Raw genomic sequence first — 24,138 nt, forward strand, 5'->3', positions numbered from 1 at the left:
CGGCCGGCCGGTCAGCCCTTGGCGCACGTCTCGCGCCACGCGTCCAGTTCGTACTCCTTGCGCAGCGAGCTGAGCCGCAGCTTCCGGGACTGTGCGCAGAACTTCGCCGCCGGCAGCTCGTACTCCGCGTGGAAGACAGCCTTGCCCGCCTTCACGAACGGGGTCAGCTCCTCGCACTCCTCGTACTGGGCGCACTGCTCGTTGACCGCGAAGTCGAAGTCGCCGACCAGCTCCGGGATCTGCGGCAGGTCGTTCTTGAGGCCGACGGCCATGCCGTGGCGGTGGACGACGCGGGCGATCAGGCGGTTGTAGCGCAGCTGGTCGGCGGCGGTCAGCGGGAAGCCGCTCTTGTTGCGGTAGCCGTCCATGTTGTCCGGCTCGACCGCGTCGAAACCCTTCTTCGCGCACATCGCGATCCGGGTCTCCATCAGCGGCTCCAGGACGTCGGTGCGCCGGATGTCGAGCCAGCGCTCGCCCTTCCAGCCGTTGCCCTTCCCGAGGACGGCGGCGGGGAAACGGGCCGCGTCCGGACGGAAGTCCTCCCAGGCGCCGGTGGACAGGTAGCAGATGACCTTGCGTCCCTCGCGGTGGAGCGCGGCGACCTGGGCCGCCGTACGGTCGAAGCCGTCGATGTCGTACACCGGGGCGTCCACCGACGTGTCGAGCTTCCCCGACAGCTGCCACTGCCAGTCCGTGCCCGGCTCCGGCTGCCAGCGCGCCGGCGAGGGCCTCGCGGAGGCGGCTTCCTTCCCCGAAGGAGCCTTCCCCTCCTCCGGGGAGCAGCCCGCCAGCATCGTGATCAGCGCCAGTGCGGTGACGGCGAGAGCGCCGCGCGCCCCGCCCATCCGTGCGGCCGTGCGGTCGCGCATCGTTCTCCCATGTCCGCCGGGACGATCTTCCCGGGAGCACCACCGTACGACGGATACGGCCCGCCGCCGTGAGCGGGCAGCAAAGGCGCGCGTAGGCTCATTCCCGGCACATTGCGGCCGCGTCTACGATGCGCCGGGCACGGTCGGCCCACCCACTCGACCGGAAAAGAACTCAACGGAAGCGAGATTTCACCACCGTGACTGCTCTCACTCTCAGCACTGCCGGTGCGGCGACGCTGCGCGCCGACGCCATCGTCGTGGGCGTCGCCAAGGGCGCTGGATCCAAGTCCGGGGACCTCGTCCTCGCACCGGGCGCCGAGGCCGTGGACAAGGCGTTCGGCGGGAAGCTCGCCGCCGTCCTGGCGACCCTGGGCGCCTCGGGTGCCGAGGGCGAGCTGACGAAGGTCCCCGCCCCCGAGGGCCTGAAGGCCCCGGTCGTCATCGCGGCCGGCCTCGGCAAGGCCCCCGAGAAGGACGGCGCGTACGACGCGGAGGCACTGCGCCGGGCCGCCGGTGCGGCCGCCCGCTCGCTGGCCGGCGCCAAGAAGGCCGGCTTCGCGCTGCCCATCGGCTCCGTCGAGGACGCCGAGGCCATCGCGGAGGGCGCCCTGCTCGGCGCGTACGCCTTCACCGCCTACCAGGCCGGCGAGAACAAGCTGGCCCCCAAGGACGCGAAGCCCGCCGGTGCCAAGCAGGCGCTGGCCGAGGTCGCCGTGCTCGGCGCCAAGCCGCGCGACAAGGCGTTCAAGGCCGCCGCCGAGCGCGCGATCGCCCTCGCCGAGGAGATCAACCGCGCCCGCGACCTGGTCAACACCCCGCCGAACGACCTGTACCCCGAGTCCTTCGCCGCCGTGGCCACCGCCGCCGGCAAGGAGCACGGCATCAAGGTGCAGGTGCTCGACGAGAAGGCGCTCGTCAAGGGCGGCTTCGGCGGCATCCTGGGCGTCGGCCAGGGCGCGGAGCGCGGCCCGCGCCTGGTGAAGCTCGCCTACACGCACCCGAAGGCGGAGAAGACCCTGGCCCTCGTGGGCAAGGGCATCACCTACGACTCGGGCGGCATCTCGCTGAAGCCGGCCGGTCACAACGAGACGATGAAGTGCGACATGGCCGGCGCGGCCGCCGTGTTCGCGACCGTCGTCTCGGCCGCCCGACTGGGCCTGCGCGTCAACGTCACCGCCTGGCTGGCGCTCGCCGAGAACATGCCGTCGGGCAGCGCCACCCGCCCCGGTGACGTCCTGCGCATGTACAGCGGCAAGACCGTCGAGGTCCTCAACACCGACGCCGAGGGCCGGCTCGTGATGGCCGACGCGCTGACCCGCGCCTCGGAGGAGAACCCGGACGCGATCGTCGACGTGGCGACCCTGACCGGCGCGATGGTGCTGGCCCTGGGCAACCGCACCTTCGGCATCATGTCCAACGACGACGCCTTCCGTACCTCGATCCACGAGATCGCGGAGGAGGTCGGTGAGGCGTCCTGGCCGATGCCGCTCCCGGCCGACCTGCGCAAGGGCATGGACTCCCCGACCGCCGACATCGCCAACATGGGCGAGCGGATGGGCGGCGGCCTGGTGGCCGGTCTGTTCCTGCAGGAGTTCGTGGGCGAGGGCATCGCCTGGGCCCACCTGGACATCGCGGGCCCGGCCTTCCACGAGGGCGCGCCGTACGGCTACACGCCGAAGGGCGGCACCGGTTCCGCGGTCCGCACGCTGGTGAAGCTGGCGGAGCGCACCGCCGCCGGCGACCTCGGCTGAGGCAGCGGCTGCGATACGGCCCCGGGCATACGTCCGGGGCCGTATGTGTTCCCCCCCCCACGGCGCGGGGACCGGGGCGGTTTCGCTCTCGACGAAATCCCCTGTTCCCTACGCAGCGGTAATCCACCGGGACGGTCGATCATCCGTCCCGGACACGGGCCCCGCGTCCCGCCCACCGTCAACAAGTGCGAAGATGGGTTCTCGGCAGGACAGGGCCCCCACCACAGGGCCGAAGACAAAGCGGCCGCACACCAGCCGACCGGCCGGTAGCACCCCGAGGACGGGGCCCGGCGTACGGCGCACATGCATGGAGGACGTGACGTGGCGAACGACGCCAGCACCGTTTTCGACCTAGTGATCCTCGGCGGTGGCAGCGGCGGGTACGCCGCGGCCCTGCGCGGAGCGCAGCTGGGCCTGGACGTCGCCCTGATCGAGAAGGGCAAGGTCGGCGGCACCTGCCTGCACAACGGCTGTATCCCCACGAAGGCCCTGCTGCACGCCGGTGAGATCGCGGACCAGGCGCGCGAATCCGAGCAGTTCGGTGTCAAGGCCACCTTCGAGGGCATCGACATGGCGGCCGTCCACAAGTACAAGGACGACGTGATCTCCGGCCTGTACAAGGGTCTGCAGGGTCTCATCGCCTCCCGCAAGGTGCACTACATCGAGGGCGAGGGCCGGCTCTCCTCCCCCACCTCGGTGGATGTGAACGGCCAGCGCATCCAGGGCCGCCACGTGCTCCTGGCGACCGGCTCCGTGCCGAAGTCGCTGCCGGGCCTGGAGATCGACGGCAACCGCGTCATCTCCTCGGACCACGCGCTGAAGCTGGACCGCGTACCGAAGTCCGCGATCGTGCTGGGCGGCGGCGTCATCGGCGTCGAGTTCGCCTCGGCGTGGAAGTCCTTCGGCACCGACGTCACCATCGTCGAGGGCCTGAAGCACCTGGTCCCGGTCGAGGACGAGAACAGCTCGAAGCTTCTTGAGCGCGCGTTCCGCAAGCGCGGCATCAAGTTCAACCTCGGTACGTTCTTCCAGGGTGTCGAGTACACCCAGGACGGCGTCCGGGTGACCCTCGCCGACGGCAAGACCTTCGAGGCGGAGCTGCTCCTCGTCGCGATCGGCCGCGGCCCGGTCTCGCAGGGCCTCGGTTACGAGGAGGCGGGTGTCGCGATGGACCGCGGCTACGTCCTCGTCGACGAGTACATGCGCACGAACGTCGAGACGATCTCGGCCGTGGGCGACCTGGTCCCGACCCTCCAGCTGGCGCACGTCGGCTTCGCCGAGGGCATCCTCGTGGCGGAGCGGCTGGCCGGCATGAAGACCGTCCCGATCGACTACGACGGTGTCCCGAAGGTGACGTACTGCCACCCCGAGGTCGCCTCCGTCGGCATCACCGAGGCCAAGGCCAAGGAGCTCTACGGCGCGGACAAGGTCGTCGCGCTGAAGTACAACCTCGCGGGCAACGGCAAGAGCAAGATCCTCAAGACCGCGGGCGAGATCAAGCTCGTCCAGGTCAAGGACGGTGCCGTGGTCGGTGTCCACATGGTCGGTGACCGTATGGGCGAGCAGGTCGGCGAAGCCCAGCTGATCTACAACTGGGAAGCGCTGCCGGCCGAGGTCGCCCAGCTCATCCACGCCCACCCGACGCAGAACGAGGCGATGGGCGAGGCCCACCTGGCCCTCGCCGGCAAGCCGCTTCACTCCCACGACTGATCAGTCGACCGGGCGCGACGACCGACCACTTCCGCATTTTCGTTAGGAGCAACTGAAACCATGTCGGTTTCCGTAACCCTTCCGGCGCTCGGCGAGAGCGTCACCGAGGGCACTGTCACCCGCTGGCTGAAGGCCGAGGGCGAGCGCGTCGAGGCCGACGAGCCGCTGCTCGAGGTCTCGACCGACAAGGTCGACACCGAGATCCCGGCCCCCGCCTCCGGCATCCTGTCGTCCATCAAGGTCGCCGAGGACGAGACCGTCGAGGTCGGCGCCGAGCTGGCTGTCATCGACGACGGCTCGGGCGCCCCGGCCGCCGAGGCCGCTCCGGCCGCCGAGCCGGCCGCGACCCCCGCCCCGGCCGCCGCCGAGGCCCCGACCGCCCCGTCGACCGAAACCGAGGCCCCGGCCGAGGCGCCGAGCGCCGAGGCCGCCACCGGTGCCTCCTCGGCCTCCGGCACCGACGTCACCCTGCCGGCGCTCGGCGAGAGCGTCACCGAGGGCACCGTCACCCGCTGGCTGAAGGAGGTCGGCGAGGAGGTCGCGGAGGACGAGCCGCTGCTCGAGGTCTCCACGGACAAGGTCGACACCGAGATCCCCGCCCCGGTCGCCGGTGTGCTGCTGGAGATCGTGGTCGGCGAGGACGAGACCGCCGAGGTCGGCGCCAAGCTCGCCGTCATCGGTGCGCCCGGCGCCGCCCCGGCCGAGGCACCGGCTCAGCCCGCCCCGGCACCGGCCGCTCCGGCCCCCGCGCCGGAACCGGCTCCGGCCCCCGCCGCGCCCGCCCCGGCACCGGCTCAGCCGGCCCCCGCGCAGGCCGCTCCGGCTCCGGCGGCCCCCGCCCCGGCTCCGGCACCCGCAGCCCCGGCGCCCGCCCCGGCGCAGGCTCCGGCCGCCGCGCCGGCCGCGACCTCCGGTGACGACGGCGCGTACGTCACGCCGCTGGTCCGCAAGCTCGCCGCCGAGAACGGCGTCGACCTGGGCTCGGTCAAGGGCACCGGCGTCGGTGGCCGTATCCGCAAGCAGGACGTCGTCGCCGCAGCGGAGGCCGCCAAGGCCGCCGCCGCTGCCCCGGCACCCGCCGCCGCCGCTCCGGCCGCCGCCAAGGCGCCGAAGCTGGAGGCGTCCCCGCTGCGCGGTCAGACGGTCAAGATGACCCGCATGCGCAAGGTCATCGGCGACAACATGATGAAGGCGCTGCACTCGCAGGCCCAGCTGACCTCGGTCGTCGAGGTCGACGTCACCAAGCTGATGAAGCTGCGTGCCAAGGCGAAGGACGGCTTCGCGGCCCGTGAGGGCGTCAAGCTCTCCCCGATGCCGTTCTACGTCAAGGCCGCCGCCCAGGCGCTGAAGGCCCACCCGGTCGTCAACGCCCGGATCAACGAGGACGAAGGCACCATCACGTACTTCGACTCGGAGAACATCGGCATCGCCGTGGACGCCGAGAAGGGCCTGATGACCCCGGTCATCAAGGGCGCGGGCGACCTCAACATCGCCGGTATCTCGAAGAAGACCGCCGAGCTGGCCGGCAAGGCCCGCGGTGGCGGCCTGACCCCGGACGACATGTCCGGCGCCACCTTCACCATCAGCAACACCGGCTCGCGCGGTGCGCTGTTCGACACCGTCATCGTGCCGCCGAACCAGGCAGCCATCCTGGGCATCGGCGCCACCGTGAAGCGTCCCGCGGTCATCGAGACCGAGGAGGGCACCGTGATCGGTGTCCGCGACATGACGTACCTGTCGCTCTCCTACGACCACCGTCTGGTGGACGGCGCGGACGCCGCCCGCTACCTGACCGCGGTCAAGGCGATCCTGGAGGCCGGCGAGTTCGAGGTCGAGCTCGGCCTGTAAACGGCTCGGCCTGTAACCAGCCTCACGATCGGCGCCCCCGTCCGGAACCCTTCCGGGCGGGGGCGCCGCCGTATTGTCTAGACACCACCGGTCGCCCCGGCCACCGTGCCCGGTGCAGGCGTACCGGTCTGTCCGAAGGAGCCCGTCATGACCCCGCCCGTCGTCCACTCGCTGCGCGAACAGATCCGCGAGCACATCGTGGAGGGGATCGTCAGCGGGCGCTGGAAGCCGGGCGAGCGGATCGTGGAGCGGCGCATCGCCACCGAGCTGGAGGTCAGCCAGACGCCCGTGCGCGAGGCGCTGCGGGAGCTGGAGACGCTGCGGCTGATCGAGTCGGCGCCCAACAAGGGCGTCCGGGTCCGCAACCTCACCGCCGCGGACCTGGAGGAGAGCTACCCCGTACGGGCGGGCCTGGAGCAGATCGCGGCCGAGCTGGCGGCCCCCGGGCTCGGCGAGGACTGCTCGCTGCTGGCGCCGCACGTGGCGGCGCTGTACGAGGCGGACCGGCTGGCGGACGGCGAGGCGCAGGTCCGGCACACGGTCGGTTTCCACCGGGAGCTGGTGCGGGCGGCGGGCAACGCGGTGCTGCTGCACACCTGGGAGGGGCTCGGCATCGAGGTGTTCACGGCGCTGTCGATCCGGTGGCTGGGGACGGTGCAGAAGTCGTACGCGGAGGAGCACGAGGCCCTCATCGAGGCGTTCCTGCGCAAGGACCCGGACCTCGGGACGCTGGTCAAGGCCCACGTCCTGGGGTGCGCGCCGCGCGCCTGAGGCGCTGCCCAAGTGTCACCCCCGCCGCTCTTCCGTGCAGGTGGGCGCCCGTTTTGACGGGTAAGTCCCGTCACTCGGTGCCCCGTTTCATGGCACCGCATGCCACTTTCTTCATATCGAGAAGTTTTGCCTTTCATCCTTTGATCGATCATCGATCGGCGACTTACAGTTCACTCGCGGGCCCACCGGCCCCATCGCCCTGTCCTGCCAGTCAGGGACTTCTCCACCCCCCTCCTCACCGGAAGGCGGCGATCATGACCGACCCCGTAGGAAAGCTTCCGAGCGAGCTCGACCAGCTCCCGGACCGCGACCCGGAGGAGACCGCTGAATGGGCGGCCTCCCTGGATGCCGTCACCAAGGCCGCGGGCCCGCACCGTGCCGCGTACCTCATGCGGCGCTCGCTCCAGCATGCCGAGGGCGCCGGTCTCGCGCTGCCCAAGCTGCTGGAGACCGACTACGTCAACTCCATCCCGACCGCCGCGGAGCCCGACTTCGCCGGTGACCTGGAGATGGAGTCGAAGATCACCGCGTGGAACCGCTGGAACGCGGCCGCGATGGTCACCCGTGGCGCGCGCTTCGGCGTCGGCGGCCACATCGCCACGTTCGCCTCGGCGGCCTGGCTGTACGAGACCGGCTTCAACCACTTCTTCCGCGGCAAGGAGGGGGACGGCTCCGGCGACCAGCTGTACGTGCAGGGCCACGCCTCCCCCGGCATCTACGCCCGCGCCTTCCTCGACGGCCGGCTCAGCGAGCAGCAGCTCGACAACTTCCGCCAGGAGGCGGGCGGCGACGGTCTGCCCTCCTACCCGCACCCGCGGCGGCTGCCCTGGCTGTGGGAGTTCCCCACGGTCTCCATGGGCCTCGGCCCGCTCTCGGCGATCTACCAGGCGCGCTTCAACCGCTACCTCGCCAACCGCAACATCAAGGACACGTCGAACTCCCACGTCTGGGCCTTCCTGGGCGACGGCGAGATGGACGAGCCCGAGTCGACCGCCGCCCTCGCGCTGGCGTCCCGCGAGCAGCTCGACAACCTGACCTTCGTCATCAACTGCAACCTGCAGCGCCTCGACGGTCCGGTCCGCGCCAACTTCCGCGTCGTGCAGGAGCTGGAGGGCGCCTTCCGGGGTGCCGGCTGGAACGTCATCAAGACGCTCTGGGGCAACGCCTGGGACGAGCTGTTCCAGCTCGACACCACGGGCGCGCTGGTACGCCGGCTGCGCGAGGTCCCGGACGCGCAGTTCCAGACGTACGCCACCCGCGACGTCGCGTACATCCGCGAGCATTTCTTCGGCGCCGAGCCCGCCCTCGCCGAGCTGGCGAAACTGCTCACCGACGCGAAGATCGCCGAGTGTTTCTACACCTCCCGCGGCGGCCACGAGGCCCGCAAGGTGTACGCGGCGTACCGCGCGGCCGTCGAGCACAAGGGCGCGCCGACCGTGATCCTCGCCCAGACGGTGAAGGGCTACACGCTCGGCAAGGGCTTCGAGTCCAAGAACGCCAACCACCAGATGAAGAAGCTGTCGATCGACGAGTTCAAGAGCATGCGCGAGCTGCTCGGCCTCCCGATCCCGGACAGCGCCTTCGCCGACGGCCTGGTGCCCTACGGCCACCCGGGCGCCGACTCCCCGGAGGTCCGCTACCTCCAGGAGCGCCGCGCCGCCCTCGGCGGTCCCGCCCCGGCGCGCCGGGTGCACGCGGTGGCGCTGCCGCAGCCCGAGGAGCGCGCGTTCGCCGCGCTCAAGAAGGGCTCCGGCAAGCAGGAGATGGCCACCACCATGGCCTTCGTCCGCCTGGTCAAGGACCTGATGCGGGACAAGCAGACCGGCAAGCGCTGGGTGCCGATCGTCCCGGACGAGGCCCGCACCTTCGGTATGGAGTCGCTGTTCCCGTCGGCCGGTATCTACTCGCCGCTGGGCCAGACGTACGAGCCGGTCGACCGCGACCAGCTGATGTACTACAAGGAGGCCAAGGACGGCCAGATCCTCAACGAGGGGATCACCGAGGCCGGGGCCATGGCCGACTTCATCGCCGCCTCGACGTCGTACGCGACGCACGGCGAGACGATGATCCCGTTCTACATCTTCTACTCGATGTTCGGCTGGCAGCGGACCGGCGACCAGTTCTGGCAGCTCGCCGACCAGCTCGGCAAGGGCTTCATCGTCGGCGCCACCGCCGGCCGTACGACCCTGACGGGTGAGGGCCTCCAGCACGCGGACGGCCACTCGCACCTGATCGCCGCCACGAACCCGGCGTCGCTCAACTACGACCCGGCGTTCGCGTACGAGATCGCGGTGATCGTCAAGGACGGTCTGCGGCGGATGTACGGCCCCGAGGCCGAGAACGTCTTCTACTACCTGACGGTCTACAACGAGCCGAAGCAGCAGCCCGCGATGCCGGAAGGCGTCGAGGAGGGCATCATCAAGGGCCTGTACCGCTTCAAGGAGGGCACGCCCGCCGCGGCGGACGCCCCCCGCGCCCAGCTGCTGGCCTCCGGTACGGCGATCCACTGGGCCCTGGAGGCCCAGGAGCTCCTTGCCGCCGACTGGGGTGTCACGGCCGACGTCTGGTCCGCGACCTCCTGGGGCGAGCTGCGCCGCGAGGCGCTGGAGTGCGACGAGGCGCTGCTTCACGGTGAGCAGCGGGTGCCGTACGTGACGCAGGCGCTGGAGGGCGCTCCGGGTCCGGTCGTCGCGGTCAGCGACTGGATGCGCGGGGTCCCGGACCAGATCAGCCAGTGGGTCGAGCAGGACTGGTCCTCGCTCGGCACGGACGGCTTCGGTCTCTCGGACACCCGTGACGCGGCCCGCCGCCACTTCGGCGTCGACGCCCAGTCCGTCGTGGTCGCGACCCTGGCCCAGCTGGCCCGGCGCGGCGAGGTGCCGGCGACCGCCGTCAAGGAGGCGCGGGACCGGTACGGTCTCTGAGCGTGATCAGGCCCGTCCGGTGTGAGGCTTTGTCCTCAATCGCCGGACGGGCTTGATTTTGCCGCGCCACAGTCCAGCCACAATGGCCGCATGCGTGCTGCCCGGCTGATCCGTATGGTGCTGCTCCTGCAGGCCCGCCCCGGCATGACCGCCGCCGAGCTGTCCCGGGAGCTGGCGGTGTCCGAGCGGACCGTCACCCGGGACGCGCAGGCCCTCTCCGAGGCCGGTGTCCCGGTGTACGCGGAACGGGGCCGGACCGGCGGCTACCGGCTCGTCGGCGGGTACCGCACCGGGCTGACCGGTCTCGCCCGCGACGAGTGCCGCGACCGGCAATGTTTGCCCCGTAAGGAGCGTCGTCCAGTGCGTGCGATCGCAAGGCGGCCGAATGCCCTGGTAGCGGAGCTACCAGGGCATTCGGCCAACGCGGCGAGCGTGCGTGCTGGGCGGCGCGACGGGGCAAAGCTTGCCGGGAGGGGCACTGGGCCGAGGCGCTCTTCCTGTCCGGGCTGCCCTCCGCCCTGCGCGAGATGGGGCTCGCGGACGCCGCCTCCGCCGCCCGGCTCAAGGTGTCGGCGGCCCTGACCCCCGCGCTGCGGGACGCCCCGGCGGGGGGCCGGCCGGCGCTTCCACCTGGACGCGCCCGGCTGGTACCAGGAGCCGGCCACCCCCGAGCTGCTGCCCGCCGTGGCCGACGCGGTGTGGCGCGACCGGCTGCTCCTCGCCCGGTACCGGCGGGCAGGCCGGGACACCGACGCGGAGCGGGAGCTGGCCCCGTACGGACTCGTCCTGAAGGCGGGCGTCTGGTACCTGTGCGCCCGCGCGGGCGACGACGTCCGCGTCTACCGCATCGACCGGTTCACCGCCGTGACCGTCTCGGACACCCCTTTCGTCCGGGACGAGGGTTTCCGACCTGCCCGCCTTCTGGGAAGAGCGCTCGGCCGCGTTCGCCCGCTCCCTGCTGCGTACGGAGGTGACGCTGCGGCTCTCGGAGGCGGCCGTGCGGCGGCTGCCGCACGTCGTGGACCGGGCCGCCGCCCGGGAGGCGCTGGACGCGGCCGGGGAGCCCGACGGGGACGGCCGGGTCACCGTCACCCTGGCGGTCGAGTCCCCGGACGTCGCGTACGGCCAGCTGCTGGGCCTCGGACCGGAGTTGGAGGTCCTGGAACCGCCCGCTCTGCGGGAGAGGTTCGCGGCGGCCGCGGCCCGCCTGCACGCCCTCTACGGGGGCACGCCCTGACGGGTTCGGATCGATGTCTGGGCGTGCGCGGGCCGCCCCGAGGGCAGATGCTGGACCCGTGATGGACGAGACCGAGTTCTGGGAGCTGATCGACAGCACGCGCGAGGCCGCCGACGGCGACCCCGAGGACCACGCCGACCTGCTCATCGACAAGCTGGTGCTGCTCGACCCCGAATCCGTGCTGGACTTCGCCCGGCACTTCGAGGCCCGCTTCAACCGCGCCTACCGCTGGGACCTGTGGGGCGCGGCGGCCATCCTGCTCGGCGGCGCGGGCGACGACGCCTTCGACTACTTCCGCTGCTGGCTGATCGGCCGGGGCCGGGAGATCTTCGAGGGCGCCGTGCACGACCCGGACGCCCTGGCCGGGCTGCTCGACTCCTTCGACGAGGAGCTGGACGGCGACGGCGAGGAGCTGGGGTACGCGGCCGACGAGGCGTACGAACAGCTCACCGGGGTCGTCGCGCCCGACCTCGGGCTGCCGCCGCAGGCCGACGAGCCGGAGGGCGCGCCGCTGGACCCGGACGACGACGCGGCCCTGGCGGCCCGGCTGCCCGCGCTGTGGGAGCGGTTCGGCGGCTGAGCACGCCCGTCACGGGGTGAGCGGGCGGCCCATCATCACGTCGTCCACGTACCGCCCGTTCAGGAAGAACTCGCCCGGCAGCACGCCCTCGACGGTGAAGCCCTCCGCCTCGTACAGCGCGCGGGCGGGTGCGTTGTGGCCGAGGACCCGCAGCGTGATCCGGCTCGCGCCCTCGTCGCGCGCCGCGGCGCAGGCCGCCCTGATCAGGGCGCGCCCGACGCCCCGGCCGCGCGCCCAGTGCGCCACGGCGAGGCCCTGTATCTGCCGGACGTGCGCGTTGCAGGCCAGCGGGGTCGGCGGCACCACGCGTATGTAGCCGGCCGGCACCCGCTCCCCCGACTCGTCCGGCGTCTCCGCCACCAGGATGTCCCGGGGCAGGTGCCGGTCGTCGAAGAACGGCTCGTACGGCGGCTGCGGGCGCGGCTGCACCGCGTGCAGCGTCGACCAGGTGGCACGGTCCAGCTCGCCGAGGGCGGGGCCGTCGCCGGGCACGGCGCGGCGGACGACGGGGACGGCGGGCACGGCGGATTCGGTCATGGCCGCCACTGTGCCACGGCCGTGTACGGCGGCCCGGGTGGGGCAGGATGGACGCCATGCCGCACTCCCGCATCGCCGTCACCGGATCGACCGGACTCATCGGAGCGGCGCTCGTGCGCTCGCTGCGCGCCGACGGACACGAGGTGCTCCGCCTCGTGCGCCACCCCGCGCGCGCCGGCGACGAGGTGGAGTGGGACCCGAAACGCGAGTACGTGGACGTGGCCGGCCTGGTCGGCTGCGACGCGGTCGTCCACCTCGCCGGGGCCGGGGTCGGCGACCACCGCTGGAGCGACGCGTACAAGAAGGAGATCCGGGACAGCCGGGTGCTGGGCACCGCCGCCATCGCGGACGCCGTCGCCTCGCTCGACACCCCGCCCGCCGTGCTGCTGTCCGGGTCCGCGATCGGCTTCTACGGGGACACCGGCGACCGCGCGGTCGACGAGGACGCGCCGCCCGGCGACGGGTTCCTGCCGTCGGTGTGCGTGGAGTGGGAGGAGGCCACCGCGGCGGCCGAGGAGGCGGGGGTGCGCACGGTGCACGCCCGCACCGGCCTGGTGGTCGCCCGGGAGGGCGGGGCCTGGGGCCGGCTCTTCCCGCTGTTCCGGGCAGGGCTCGGCGGCCGGCTGGGCGACGGGCGGCAGTACTGGAGCTTCATCGCTCTGCACGACCACATCGCGGCGATGCGGCACATCCTGGACACCCCGGAGCTGTCCGGGCCGGTGAACCTGACCGGTCCCGCTCCCGCCACCAACGCCGAGGTGACCGCCGCGATGGGGCGCGTGCTGCGGCGGCCGACGCTCCTCCCGGTGCCCGCCCCGGCGCTGCGGATCGCGCTGGGCGAGTTCGCCGGGGACGTGCTGGGCAGTCAGCGGGTGCTGCCCGCCCGGCTGCTGGACTCCGGCTTCACGTTCGCCTTCCCCGGCGCCGACGCCGCGATCCGGTCGGCCCTGGACTGATCGTTCGGACGGGTGTGCGACCCCGTGCATCGGTGCACCGGTACGCGCGCGACTGCGCGGTATCGGGCCACTCTCCTAGCCTCCTGACGAACGCACGCATTCCGGTGGGCGGTTGAGGGCAAGAGCCCCCCACCACTTTGCGCCGAATCGGGGAGGGCACGTGCTCAGCACGGCACACCACGCGGACGTCGTCATCATCGGGGCCGGAATCGCCGGCCTGTCAGCGGCCCGTCAACTGACCAGCGCGGGAGTCAGTGTCAGCGTCCTGGAGGCCGGCCCCGGCGTCGGCGGCCGGATGACGACCGACGAGGTGGACGGGTTCCGCCTCGACCGCATCGGCCCGCTGCTCAACACCGCCTGCCCGGAGCTCCGCACCACACCGGGGCTCGACGGGCTCGTCCTGCGCACGTTCGATCCCGGGGTCCTCGTCCACAGCGAGGGCCGCCGCCACCGCACCGGCGAGACCCGCCGCGTACCGGGCGCACGCAGCGCACGGGGCGCGCTCAAGGCAGCGCGCGCCCTCGCGAGCGCCCCCCGGCCGCCACGTACGGGCGCCCTCACCGGGGCCATGGGCGGCGCGATCGACCACGCCCGGCTCGGCGTGGCCCTGGCCCGGCTCGCCGCCACCCCCACAGCCCGGGTCCTCGCCCGGCCCGAACGCGCCGCGCTCGACGCCCTCTCCGGCCGGCTGTCCCCCCGTACGCTCAACGGCTTCGTACGCCCCCTGCTCACCGCACTGCTCAGCGACCCGGACCTCACCACCTCCAGCCGGTGCGCCGACCTCGCCCTGCGGACGTACGCGAGCGGACGGCTGTGTGTACCGGAGGGCGGGGCGGGTACGCTGCCGGCGCTCCTCGCCGCTTCCCTGCCGCCCGGCACCGTACGCACCGGAGTGCACGTCACCTCGGCCGACATCACCTCCGTACGCACCAAGGAACACGGCGAGCTGGGCTGCCGCTCCCTGCTGGTGGCCACCGGGGCGAGCGCCGCCGCCGAGCTGCTGCCGGGCCTGCGCCTGCCGGCCTTCCACCCCGTGACGGTGCTCCACCACACCGCCCCCGCTCCCCCGCCGACCGGCGCCTCGCTGGTCCTGGACGCCGACCGCTCGGGCCCCGTCGCCCACACCGCCGTCATGAGCGCCGTCGACCCGGCCCGCGCCCCGCACGGCCGGACCCTGATCAGCTCCACGGTGCTCGGCACCCCGCCCGACGACCTGGACCGCACGGTCCGCGCCCACCTGGCCACGCTCTACGGCGTGCCCACCGACGACTGGGAGCTGCTGGCCGCCCACCACGACCCGGAAGCCGTGCCCGCGATGCCCGCCCCGCACGACCCGAACCGCCCCGTCCGGCTCCTCGCGGGCCTCTACGTGTGCGGCGACCACCGCGACACCGGCACCGTCCAGGGCGCCCTGGCCTCGGGCCACCGCGCCGCCGCGTCGATCATCGACGACCTCGGCGTACGCCCGGCCGCCGGGGACGCGCCGGCGCTCCCCGAGGCGGCCTGACGGCCCGGCCGCCTCAGCCCAGCGCCGCCACCCGCTCGCGGTAGCCCCGGACGGCGGCGGCGTCCCGGAAGGGCTCCAGCCGGCGCTCGAAGTCCCGCACGTACTCCGTGGCCCGCGCCGAACGCATCTCGGCCGCCTGCTGCGCCGCCTCCGCGCCCAGCCGGCACGCCTGGTCCAGCTCCCCGAGCCCGAGCCGGGCGGACGCCAGCACCACCCGGCAGAACAGCCTGCTCCGGGCGTACGCGGGGGCGCGCAGCTGGAGCGCGCGCTCCGCGTACTGGGCGGCGGGGCGGTACTGCTGGAGGTCGCGGTGGCAGTGCCCGAACTCGTCGGCGAGCTGCGCCTCGTCGAAGTGGCGCGCCCAGTGCGGCACCTCGTCGCCGGGCCGGGCGGTCTCCAGTGCGCGTTCCGCCCGTGCGAGGGAGGCCGTGCACGCCTTGGCGTCCCCGAGCACCGCGTGCCCGCGCGCCTCCACCGCGTGCAGCAGGGCCATGACGGTGTGCGGCGCGGCCGAACCGATGCCCTGCTGCGCCACCCGGGCCAGCTGCACCGCTTCCCGGCCGTGCGCGAGATAGACCGCCTGGCGGCTCATGGTGATCAGCACATAGCTGCCGTAGGCCCGGTCCCCGGCCGCCTGCGAGAGCCGCAGCGCCTGCACGAAGTAGCGCTGCGCGAGCCCGTGCGCCGCGATGTCGTACGAGGTCCAGCCGGCCAGCCGGGTCAGGTCGGCGGCGGCCGCGAACAGCCGCCGCCCGGTCGCCTCGCCGTACGTGCCCCGCAGCATCGGCTCCGTCTCGTGCTCCAGGTACCGCACGAGGGCCTGCCGGGCGTGGCCGCCGCCGTAGGCGTGGTCGAGGGTGCGGAAGAGCTCGGCGACCGAACGCAGCGCGGCGACGTCCCCCTCGCCGACCCGGAGCCCCGAGCTCCGCTCGGTCTGCCGCTGCCGGGGCACACCGGCGGCCTGTGTGCCTGGCGGTGCGGGCGCCCCGCCGGGCCGCGACGGCACGGGCCCCCGCACACCCAGCCGCGCGGCCTGCTCCGGGAGCACGGGGACGGCGCCGTGCGCCGCGTACACCGTGGGGGCGACGGGGACCTGCACACCGGCCGCGGGCCTCGCCGCACCGGCTCTGACGGGCGCGCCGGGTGCGGGCCGGCCGACCCACTCGTCCGCCCGGCCGATCAGCCAGTCCCGGCTGGGGACGACGAGCCCGGCCGGGGTGAACGCGATCTTCCGCAGCTCGGTCTGGCTGCCGGAGTCCTTGCGCCACAGCCCGCTGACGATGTCGACGGCTTCGGCCGGGGTGGCGGCGAACTCCAGGCCCGCGTAGACCGGGGCGCAGGCGTCCAGCCCCAGGTCCTGCGCGGAGAGCCGGCGGCCGAGGCGCCGGGTGAAGACCTCGGCGATCAGCGCGGGGGTGGTTCCCCGGGGCTGCTGGCCGCGGAGCCAGCGGGTCACGGATGTCTTGTCGTACCGCAGATCGAGGCCGTGTTCGAGGCCGAGCTGGTCCACCCGGCGGGCGAGGCCGGCGTTGGAGAAACCGGCCTCGGTGATGAGCGCGGCGAGCCGGCGGTTGGGCGTGCGCTGCGGAGGTCGTTCCGACATCAGCTGTAGAGTCTCCTGCCTTCGGGGGCGGGGCGGGCAGCCCTAGGCCGTGTCCGGCGGATCTTGGCCGGGGCCGCGACGTCTGGCACGGCACCTCGCCACGTTGCCGAAACGCCCGAATAGCTCCGCTATCAGGGCGCTCCGGCGCCTTGCGATGCACCGCACCAGACGCCGCGCCCTGCCCGGCCCTGATCCGCCGGACACGGCCCAGGGGCCTCCACTGACGAACGGCGCGAATTTAGCCGTCGGCCGGGCGGCCGCCGCACCATTCGCTCCACATTCATCCGATCGTGTGAGGATTGTGGGCGGCGCTGACGGGAAGACCTGCCGGGCCCTCGCGCACATGGCGGTCGTACAGTGACTGGGGCGCGATTCGTGCAGGGTGACGCGGTACCGGGGCAACCCCCCGGACCCCGGCACCGCGAGGAGAGAGGCTGCTGCCGTGACTGAGCTCCGGTTCGTCCGTATGGGATTCGGCGAGAACGCCGTCGACTACCAGGAGGCGTGGCAGAAGCAGCGCGAGGTGCACGCGGCACGGTTCGAGGACGCCGTCCCGGACACCTGCCTGCTCCTGGAACACCCGCCCGTCTACACGGCGGGCAGGCGCACGGCCGACAACGAGCGCCCCCTCGACGGCACCCCCGTCATCGACGTGGACCGCGGCGGCAAGATCACCTGGCACGGCCCCGGCCAGCTCGTCGGCTACCCGATCCAGAAGCTCCCCCGCCCCGTGGACGTCGTCGCCCACGTGCGCCGCCTCGAAGAGGCCCTCATCCGCACCGCCGCCGAGTTCGGCGTCGAGACCAGCCGCGTCGAGGGCCGCAGCGGCGTCTGGGTCCTCGGCGACCCCGTCGAGCAGCGCCCCGCCCTCGGCGGCCTCACGCTCGACTTCGACCCGCGCCTGGCGGACGACGAGTTCGACCCCCGGCTCAACGGCCCGGAGTACGCCCCGTCCAACGCCGGACAGCGCCGCGAGGACCGCAAGCTCGCCGCGATCGGCATCCGCGTCGCCAAGGGCGTCACCATGCACGGCTTCTCGTTCAACGTGAACCCCGACAACACCTGGTTCGACCGCATCGTGCCCTGCGGCATCCGGGACGCCGGCGTCACCTCGCTCAGCTACGAACTGGGCCGCGACATCACGATCGACGAGGTCCTGCCCGTCGTCGAGAAGCACCTCCGGGACATCCTGGAGAACGCCGAGCTCGCCCCCCGTACGATCGAACGCACCGGCGACGCCATGGCCACGGCGTGACCCACGGGACACGCTTCCGGGAATAGGCCCCGCCTGCCCCAGGTTGGGCAGACGTACAACCGAATGAACTACGGGCGTACCCTGGTGTTCGCCGAAGAATCCAATGCAGTGAAAGCAAAGGGGAGTGCCGGAGTGTCTGTCGCACCTGACGGGCGCAAGATGCTGCGCCTTGAGGTCCGGAACAGCCAGACCCCCATCGAGCGCAAGCCCGAGTGGATCAAGACCCGGGCGAAGATGGGCCCCGAGTACAACCAGCTGCAGAAACTCGTCAAGAGCGAGGGTCTGCACACGGTGTGCCAGGAGGCCGGCTGCCCCAACATCTTCGAGTGCTGGGAGGACCGCGAGGCCACGTTCCTCATCGGCGGCGACCAGTGCACCCGGCGCTGTGACTTCTGCCAGATCGACACGGGCAAGCCGCAGGCGCTGGACCGGGACGAGCCCCGCCGCGTCGGCGAGTCCGTCGTCACGATGGACCTGAACTACGCCACCATCACCGGCGTCGCCCGCGACGACCTGGAGGACGGCGGCGCCTGGCTGTACGCGGAGACCGTGCGCCAGATCCACGCGCTCACCGCGGACCGGGAGGCCGGCCGCACCAAGGTCGAGCTGCTGATCCCCGACTTCAACGCCGAGCCCGAGCAGCTCGCCGAGGTCTTCTCCTCGCGCCCCGAGGTGCTCGCGCACAACGTGGAGACGGTGCCGCGCATCTTCAAGCGCATCCGCCCGGGCTTCCGCTACGAGCGGTCCCTGGAGGTCATCACCCGCGCCCGCGAGGCCGGCCTGGTGACCAAGTCGAACCTGATCCTCGGCATGGGCGAGACCCGCGAAGAGGTCAGCGAGGCGCTCCAGGACCTGTACGACGCGGGCTGCGAGCTCATCACGATCACGCAGTACCTGCGGCCGTCGGTGCGCCACCACCCCGTCGAGCGCTGGGTGAAGCCCCACGAGTTCGTCGAGCTGAAGGACGAGGCCGACGCGATCGGGTACTCGGGCGTCATGTCCGGACCGCTCGTCCGCTCCTCGTACCGCGCGGGCCGGCTGTTCCAGCAGGCGATGGACCGGCGCGAGGCGCAGGTTCCGGCGCCCTCCGCGTAAGCACTCCGCAGCATTCCGGCCGGTGGCCGCCCGTGTGAAACCGCACACAGGCGGCCACCGCCGCGCGACGCCCGCACCGACGCGGTCCGGCCGCTCCCCGCAGGTCCGAGAGGCCCGGGGGCGCGGACGGACCGCGTCGGCGTGCGCGGCGCCCGTATCAAGGTTTCATTGGTGTTTGACCGACCGGTCATGCGCTGGTAACACCGAACAGTGACCCTGGATGAACGCGCAGTGCGGTGACGCGGTGACTCAGACCGCCGCCTCCCCTGCGCCCCGTCTCCAGTCCGCGCAGCACACGCACATCGTTTCCGAGGGGACTTCCACGATGCAGGCCGCGCCGGTACGCGCCACCGTCATCCCGACCGTCACCGTTGCCCTCCGCGCCGTCGAGTCGCTGCTGCTCGGCGGCGGCCAGCGCACCGCCCGGCGCAACGCCTGGACGGCCGTCCTGGAGGACCGCCGCCGGGCCGAGGACCGGGTCGAGTCCGGCTACGTGCCGGAACGGGAGGCCGTGGCTGCCCGCCGTTCCCGGGCCACGTAAACTTCATTGCATGGCGAGGAAGGCAAACACCACTGAAGGCGCGGACAGCGCCGAGAACGCGGGGCGGCTCAAGCAGATCGCTCTGACCTACAAGATGACCAAGCGGACCGACTCCAAGATCGGTCTTGTGGTCGCGGGTGTGGGAATCGTCACCTTCGGTGTCATCCTCGCGATCGGTTTCCTGATCGATCACCCGATCTACCTGGGCATCCTGGGCTTCGTGCTCGCCCTCCTCGCGATGGCGATCGTCTTCGGACGCCGCGCCGAGCGCGCCGCCTTCGGGCAGATGGAGGGCCAGCCGGGCGCCGCGGCGGCCGTGCTGGACCGTGTGGGCCGCGGCTGGACGACGACCCCGGCGGTCGCGATGAACCGCAGCCAGGACGTCGTGCACCGCGCCGTCGGCAAGGCGGGCATCGTGCTGGTCGCCGAGGGCAACCCGAACCGGGTGAAGAGCCTGCTCGCGTCCGAGAAGAAGAAGATGGCCCGCATCGTGGTGGACGTCCCCGTCCACGACATCATCGTCGGCAACGGCGAGGGCCAGGTGCCCCTGAAGAAGGTCCGCACCAAGATGCTGAAGCTCCCCCGCGTCCTGACCGGCCCCCAGGTGACGGCCGCCAACGACCGCCTCCGCGCGATGGGGGACCTGATGAGCAACATGCCCTTGCCGAAGGGGCCCATGCCGAAGGGCATGCGCATGCCACGCGGCGGCAAGATGCGCTGACCGGACGCGTCCGGAGAACGAAGAGGGCGGGCTGTGAACCACGAGGTTCACAGCCCGCCCTTCTTGCGTCTCAGATACGGATCTGGACCGCGCGGGCCAGGCGGTCGTGGAGGCCGCGGCCGTCGCGGTCCCAGACCAGGGCGGGGATGGCCAGGCAGAGGAGCACGCTGCGGATGAGGACGCGTACGAGGCCGAGGCGGCCGCCGTCCTCGGCGACGACGCGGATGCCCATGAGGCGCTTGCCGGGGGTGCAGCCGATGGTGCCGACGGTGAGGACGCTCATCACGAGGAAGATGCCGAGCGCCCAGTTGCCGGACGCCTGCTGGTCACCGCGAGCGAACAGCCCGTATGCGATCAGCATGCACAGGGCCCAGTCGATGAAGAGGGCCCCGAAGCGCCGGCCGAGCGGGGCGATGGCGCCCGGACCCTGCTCGGGGAGGCCGAGCCGCTTGCCCCGGTAGCCGAAGTCGGCGCCCATCTCCTCGGCGGCCGCGCGCGGCCCGGAGAGCCACGATCCGATTGCTTGCCTGTTGTCCACCCGACCACGGTACTGCGCCGGGCCGTGCGCCTTCCCCGGTGGGTGTCGTCCCACTCCTCGGACATCTGGTTGAGACGCCCCGGAAACCCGCCGGATCCCGGTACGAAGCCGTTCCGGGGCCCGTACGACCGCCTGTCGCACCCGCGCCGGTTAACTTCGGCGAAACAAATGGGTCATGCTTGAGAAATCCGGTCTGCCTATGGTCGGGTCCAGCGTGTGCCACCGCACTGGTCACACAACGAGCTGCAACCCCGTCCCTCCCGGGCCGGGAGTAGGAGGAGTTGGATGTTCCAGAACGCCGACGACGCGAAGAAGTTCATCGCCGACAACGACGTCAAGTTCATCGATGTCCGGTTCTGTGACCTGCCCGGTGTGATGCAGCACGTCACCGTGCCGGCGGCGACCTTCAACCCGGCGGACGAGCTTGCCTTCGACGGCTCGTCGATCCGCGGCTTCCAGGCCATCCACGAGTCCGACATGGCGCTGCGCGCGGACCTGTCGACCGCCCGTGTCGACCCCTTCCGCCGCGACAAGACCGTCAACATCAACTTCTTCATCCACGACCCGATCACGGGCGAGCAGTACAGCCGTGACCCGCGGAACGTGGCCAAGAAGGCCGAGGCGTACCTCGCCTCCACCGGCATCGCCGACACCGCCTACTTCGGTCCCGAGGCCGAGTTCTACGTCTTCGACAACGTCCGCTTCCAGACGTCGGCGAACGAGAGCTTCTACCACATCGACTCCGAGGCCGCCGCCTGGAACACCGGTGCGGTCGAGAACAACCGCGGCTACAAGGTCCGCTACAAGGGCGGCTACTTCCCGGTCTCCCCGGTCGACCACCACGCGGACCTGCGCGCCGAGATGTCCCTGGAGCTCCAGAAGAGCGGCCTGGAGATCGAGCGCCAGCACCACGAGGTCGGCACCGGCGGCCAGGCCGAGATCAACTACAAGTTCAACACGCTGCTCGCCGCGGCCGACGACCTGATGCTCTTCAAGTACATCGTGAAGAACGTCGCCTGGCGCAACGGCAAGACCGCGACCTTCATGCCGAAGCCGATCTTCGGCGACAACGGCTCGGGCATGCACGTCCACCAGTCCCTGTGGGCCGGCGGCGACCCGCTGTTCTACGACGAGCAGGGCTACGCGGGCCTGTCGGACATGGCGCGCTACTACATCGGCGGCATCCTGAAGCACGCCCCGTCGCTGCTGGCCTTCACCAACCCGACGGTGAACTCCTACCACCGCCTGGTGCCGGGCTTCGAGGCGCCGGTCAACATGGTGTACTCGCAGCGCAACCGCTCTGCCGCGATGCGCATCCCGATCACGGGCTCCAACCCGAAGGCCAAGCGCGTCGAGTTCCGCGCCCCGGACCCGTCGTCCAACCCGTACCTGGCGTTCTCGGCCCTCCTGATGGCCGGCCTGGACGGCATCAAGAACAAGATCGAGCCCGCCGAGCCGATCGACAAGGACCTGTACGAGCTGGCTCCCGAGGAGCACGCCAACGTCCAGCAGGTCCCGACGTCCCTCCCGGCCGTCCTGGACGCCCTTGAGGCCGACAACGAGTACCTCCAGGCCGGCGGCGTCTTCACGTCCGACCTGATCGAGACGTGGATCGACTACAAGCGCACGCACGAGATCGCCCCGATCCAGCTGCGCCCGCACCCGCACGAGTTCGAGCTTTATTTCGACCTGTAAATCGCGGGTCGCGCACACGCCGGGCCGGGCCCGCTCCTCCTCACGGAGGGCGGGCCCGGCCCGTTTCCGTGCGGGTCCGGTGGCTCAGGGGCGGTGCCGGCGGATGCTCAGGTACGCGTAGCTCTCCCCCGGGCGCGGGGCGCGGGTCCAGGAGCGGGTGGGGAAGCTGTGGAGGGCGCCGCGGGAGAGGGCGAAGCGGGGCAGGGAGAGGTTCAGTTCGGTGTGGAGGGCGGTCAGGAGGCGGCGTTCGTTGGCGAGGGGGGTGTCCTCGGGGCGGATGAGCCGGTCGGGGTCCAGGGCCTCGGGTATCGCTCCGAAGCGCTGGATTTCTGCGCCCCGGACCGTGAACGCGTAGAGCTCGCGACCCTGTTCGGCGACGGAGAGGTGGAAGGCGGAGTGGGCGGGATCGGGGTCCTCGCGCCGGGGCTCGTTCCAGACCACGACCGCCCGGCCGGTGGCGGAGGCGGCCACGGAGGGCGGAGCGAGGCGGTCGCCCGGCAGGTGGGACTCGCCGTCGAAGGCGAAGGCCCAGGCCCCGGCGGTGCGGCCGACGCTGACCGTGGCCCGGCTTTCCCACGGCTCGGCGTCGTCGAGACCCTGTCGGTCGCGTCGGTGGTACGCGGTCATGCGGACGTTCATGGGGGCGCCGAGAGTGGCGCCCTCCGCGCCGATGAGTGCGGGCAGGCGGTCCGGGGACACGTCCTCCACCCAGACGCAGCGGTAGCCGGAGAAGGACGGCTGGTAGGTGTCGGGTTCGGTGAGCCAGAGGAGGCCGGGCGGGTCGAGGTCCGGCACGGGGGCGGGGGCGGGGCCGCGCTCGCCGGAGCGGGGAGTGGCGAGGAGTTCGGCGCCGCGCTCCGGGGTGAGCAGCGGGCCGAGGTACGGGTCGGCGACCAGGCCGACCGGGGCGATCAGCGAGGGGCCGGTGGTCTCCCACTCCGGAAGGCCGGCGCGCAGCGTGCGCCAGGCGGCGTCCGTCGCACCCCAGCGGGCCTCGTCCCGGGCGCGGGCGACGGCCCGGCCCCAGGCGCCGTCGGGTGCGTAGCGGTGGGTGCCGTCCCGGACGGCACCGAGGAGGGCCTCGGCCGTCTCGCGGGGAACGCCCCGCGCGGCGATCATCCCGAGCCAGTGGTCGTCCCCGCCCGGCCGCCACCCCGTACCGCGGCCGGGCTCCAGGGCCTGCACGGGCAGGAACTCGGACAGGTAGCGGGGGTCGCCGACCAGCATGCCGTAGTCCTGGTGGCCGCTCGGGGCGAGGAACTGCCGGATCTGCTGGAGCAGCACACGGCTGTGCGGCCGGCCGAAGGACTGCGCGTCCTCCAGCAGCGGCACGGCCTCCTCGTACCGTCCGCGCAGGGCCAGCCGCCTGGCCTCCTCGACACCGGCGTCCTGGGCGCGCGTGGTCGCGTTCACGAAGCCGGGCTGTGCGGCGCGGTCGCCGTGGAAGTGCCGGTACATGTCCTCCATGAACGCGCGGAACGAGGCGTAGCGCTCCGGGTACTCACCGCCCCAGCCCTTGTAGACGTACAGGGCCCACTCGCCGTCCTCGTCGGTGTCGCCCGGGTCGAGGAGGGCGTACGACATGTCGGAGTCGGTCTCCAGGCGCAGCGCGCGGGTCCACATCCCGGCCATCAGGACCTCTTCGGGGCGCGGATTCCCGCCGAGGCTCTCCTCGTACATCGGGGTCATGCCGAAGGGGTCCCCGAACCACTCGATGTCCTCGGCGCCGCCGAGCCGGTAGATCCCTGCGGTCTGGTCCACCTGCCATCCGTTGCTCGCGGCCAGGAACGCCCGGTACGAGGACGGCAGCCGCTGTCCGAGGCGGGCCTCGGCGGCGACGATCACGGCCTCGGCCGCCCCCGGTACGCCGAGCGGGCGCGGCCCCTCTTCGCCCGCCTCCTCGTCGTCCTCGGCCGGAATCCACTCGTCCTGCCAACGCCCCAGGAATTCGCGCCAGTCAAAAGATCCTCTGCTCATGGCCGGATGGTGTCATCCGGCAC

18 protein-coding genes and 2 pseudogenes are annotated in these 24,138 nt (G+C 72.3%); 15 read left to right on the forward strand and 5 right to left on the reverse strand.

What is annotated here, in order from left to right; all coding sequences use genetic code 11:
- Positions 1–11: 11 nt before the first annotated feature.
- The gene (locus OG242_RS07535) at positions 12–869 is read right to left on the reverse strand and encodes an endo alpha-1,4 polygalactosaminidase (protein ID WP_405897401.1); all 858 of its coding nucleotides are present in this window, start codon (positions 867–869) and stop codon (positions 12–14) included.
- Between the two features lie 197 nt (positions 870–1,066).
- On the opposite strand from OG242_RS07535, the gene OG242_RS07540 reads away from it, so the two are divergent.
- The 8 genes and pseudogenes from OG242_RS07540 to OG242_RS07575 all read left to right on the forward strand — a co-directional run bounded on the left by OG242_RS07540 (position 1,067) and on the right by OG242_RS07575 (position 11,690).
- Positions 1,067–2,620 carry a leucyl aminopeptidase gene (locus OG242_RS07540; RefSeq protein ID WP_405897402.1) on the forward strand — a complete coding sequence of 518 codons (1,554 nt, stop codon included), beginning with the start codon at positions 1,067–1,069 and terminating at the stop codon, positions 2,618–2,620.
- A 321-nt stretch (positions 2,621–2,941) separates the two neighbouring features.
- Entirely contained in the window at positions 2,942–4,330 is a 1,389-nt protein-coding gene (gene lpdA / locus OG242_RS07545; protein ID WP_405897403.1) for a dihydrolipoyl dehydrogenase, read from the forward strand.
- A 60-nt stretch (positions 4,331–4,390) separates the two neighbouring features.
- Entirely contained in the window at positions 4,391–6,178 is a 1,788-nt protein-coding gene (gene sucB / locus OG242_RS07550) for a 2-oxoglutarate dehydrogenase, E2 component, dihydrolipoamide succinyltransferase (protein ID WP_405897404.1), read from the forward strand.
- Positions 6,179–6,325: 147 nt separating this feature from the next.
- On the forward strand, positions 6,326–6,949 hold the full coding sequence (locus OG242_RS07555) for a GntR family transcriptional regulator (RefSeq protein ID WP_405897405.1): 624 nt from the start codon (positions 6,326–6,328) through the stop codon (positions 6,947–6,949).
- Between the two features lie 254 nt (positions 6,950–7,203).
- Positions 7,204–9,873, forward strand: coding sequence for a pyruvate dehydrogenase (acetyl-transferring), homodimeric type (aceE, locus tag OG242_RS07560; protein ID WP_405897406.1), 2,670 nt, complete (start codon positions 7,204–7,206; stop codon positions 9,871–9,873).
- Between the two features lie 90 nt (positions 9,874–9,963).
- Positions 9,964–10,191 (forward strand): annotated as a pseudogene (locus OG242_RS07565) (helix-turn-helix transcriptional regulator); the annotation flags it as partial.
- A gap of 164 nt (positions 10,192–10,355) precedes the next feature.
- Positions 10,356–11,110 (forward strand): annotated as a pseudogene (locus tag OG242_RS07570) (helix-turn-helix transcriptional regulator); the annotation flags it as partial.
- Positions 11,111–11,171: 61 nt separating this feature from the next.
- Positions 11,172–11,690: a DUF4240 domain-containing protein gene (locus OG242_RS07575; RefSeq protein WP_405901536.1), complete on the forward strand. Its 519-nt coding sequence runs from the start codon at positions 11,172–11,174 to the stop codon at positions 11,688–11,690.
- 9 nt (positions 11,691–11,699) lie between these two features.
- Here OG242_RS07575 and OG242_RS07580 read toward each other — a convergent pair whose 3' ends face one another.
- On the reverse strand, positions 11,700–12,227 hold the full coding sequence (locus OG242_RS07580; RefSeq protein ID WP_329024568.1) for a GNAT family N-acetyltransferase: 528 nt from the start codon (positions 12,225–12,227) through the stop codon (positions 11,700–11,702).
- Positions 12,228–12,283: 56 nt separating this feature from the next.
- Here OG242_RS07580 and OG242_RS07585 point away from each other — a divergent pair, with 56 nt between their 5' ends.
- A complete protein-coding gene (locus OG242_RS07585; protein ID WP_405897407.1) occupies positions 12,284–13,183 on the forward strand; it encodes a TIGR01777 family oxidoreductase in 900 nt (299 codons plus the stop codon).
- Positions 13,184–13,343: 160 nt separating this feature from the next.
- On the forward strand, positions 13,344–14,690 hold the full coding sequence (locus OG242_RS07590; RefSeq protein ID WP_405897408.1) for an NAD(P)/FAD-dependent oxidoreductase: 1,347 nt from the start codon (positions 13,344–13,346) through the stop codon (positions 14,688–14,690).
- Positions 14,691–14,703: 13 nt separating this feature from the next.
- On the opposite strand, the gene OG242_RS07595 is transcribed toward OG242_RS07590, so the two are convergent.
- On the reverse strand, positions 14,704–16,293 hold the full coding sequence (locus OG242_RS07595; protein WP_405897409.1) for a regulator: 1,590 nt from the start codon (positions 16,291–16,293) through the stop codon (positions 14,704–14,706).
- A gap of 442 nt (positions 16,294–16,735) precedes the next feature.
- On the opposite strand from OG242_RS07595, the gene lipB reads away from it, so the two are divergent.
- From lipB to OG242_RS07615, 4 genes are all read left to right on the forward strand, one after another.
- Positions 16,736–17,548 carry a lipoyl(octanoyl) transferase LipB gene (gene lipB, locus OG242_RS07600; protein ID WP_405897410.1) on the forward strand — a complete coding sequence of 271 codons (813 nt, stop codon included), beginning with the start codon at positions 16,736–16,738 and terminating at the stop codon, positions 17,546–17,548.
- A 159-nt stretch (positions 17,549–17,707) separates the two neighbouring features.
- A complete protein-coding gene (gene lipA, locus OG242_RS07605) occupies positions 17,708–18,643 on the forward strand; it encodes a lipoyl synthase (protein ID WP_405901537.1) in 936 nt (311 codons plus the stop codon).
- Between the two features lie 325 nt (positions 18,644–18,968).
- Positions 18,969–19,184 carry a hypothetical protein gene (locus OG242_RS07610; RefSeq protein ID WP_405901538.1) on the forward strand — a complete coding sequence of 72 codons (216 nt, stop codon included), beginning with the start codon at positions 18,969–18,971 and terminating at the stop codon, positions 19,182–19,184.
- A 10-nt stretch (positions 19,185–19,194) separates the two neighbouring features.
- Complete coding sequence (locus tag OG242_RS07615; RefSeq protein WP_405897411.1) at positions 19,195–19,905, forward strand: DUF4191 domain-containing protein; 711 nt, start codon at positions 19,195–19,197, stop codon at positions 19,903–19,905.
- Between the two features lie 70 nt (positions 19,906–19,975).
- Here OG242_RS07615 and OG242_RS07620 read toward each other — a convergent pair whose 3' ends face one another.
- On the reverse strand, positions 19,976–20,443 hold the full coding sequence (locus OG242_RS07620; RefSeq protein WP_405897412.1) for an RDD family protein: 468 nt from the start codon (positions 20,441–20,443) through the stop codon (positions 19,976–19,978).
- Positions 20,444–20,728: 285 nt separating this feature from the next.
- On the opposite strand from OG242_RS07620, the gene glnA reads away from it, so the two are divergent.
- A complete protein-coding gene (gene glnA, locus OG242_RS07625; protein WP_405897413.1) occupies positions 20,729–22,138 on the forward strand; it encodes a type I glutamate--ammonia ligase in 1,410 nt (469 codons plus the stop codon).
- 84 nt (positions 22,139–22,222) lie between these two features.
- On the opposite strand, the gene OG242_RS07630 is transcribed toward glnA, so the two are convergent.
- Entirely contained in the window at positions 22,223–24,115 is a 1,893-nt protein-coding gene (locus OG242_RS07630) for an SMI1/KNR4 family protein (protein WP_405897414.1), read from the reverse strand.
- Positions 24,116–24,138: the final 23 nt, after the last annotated feature.

Source organism: Streptomyces sp. NBC_00727, from assembly GCF_045161745.1.
GTDB lineage: Bacteria > Actinomycetota > Actinomycetes > Streptomycetales > Streptomycetaceae > Streptomyces.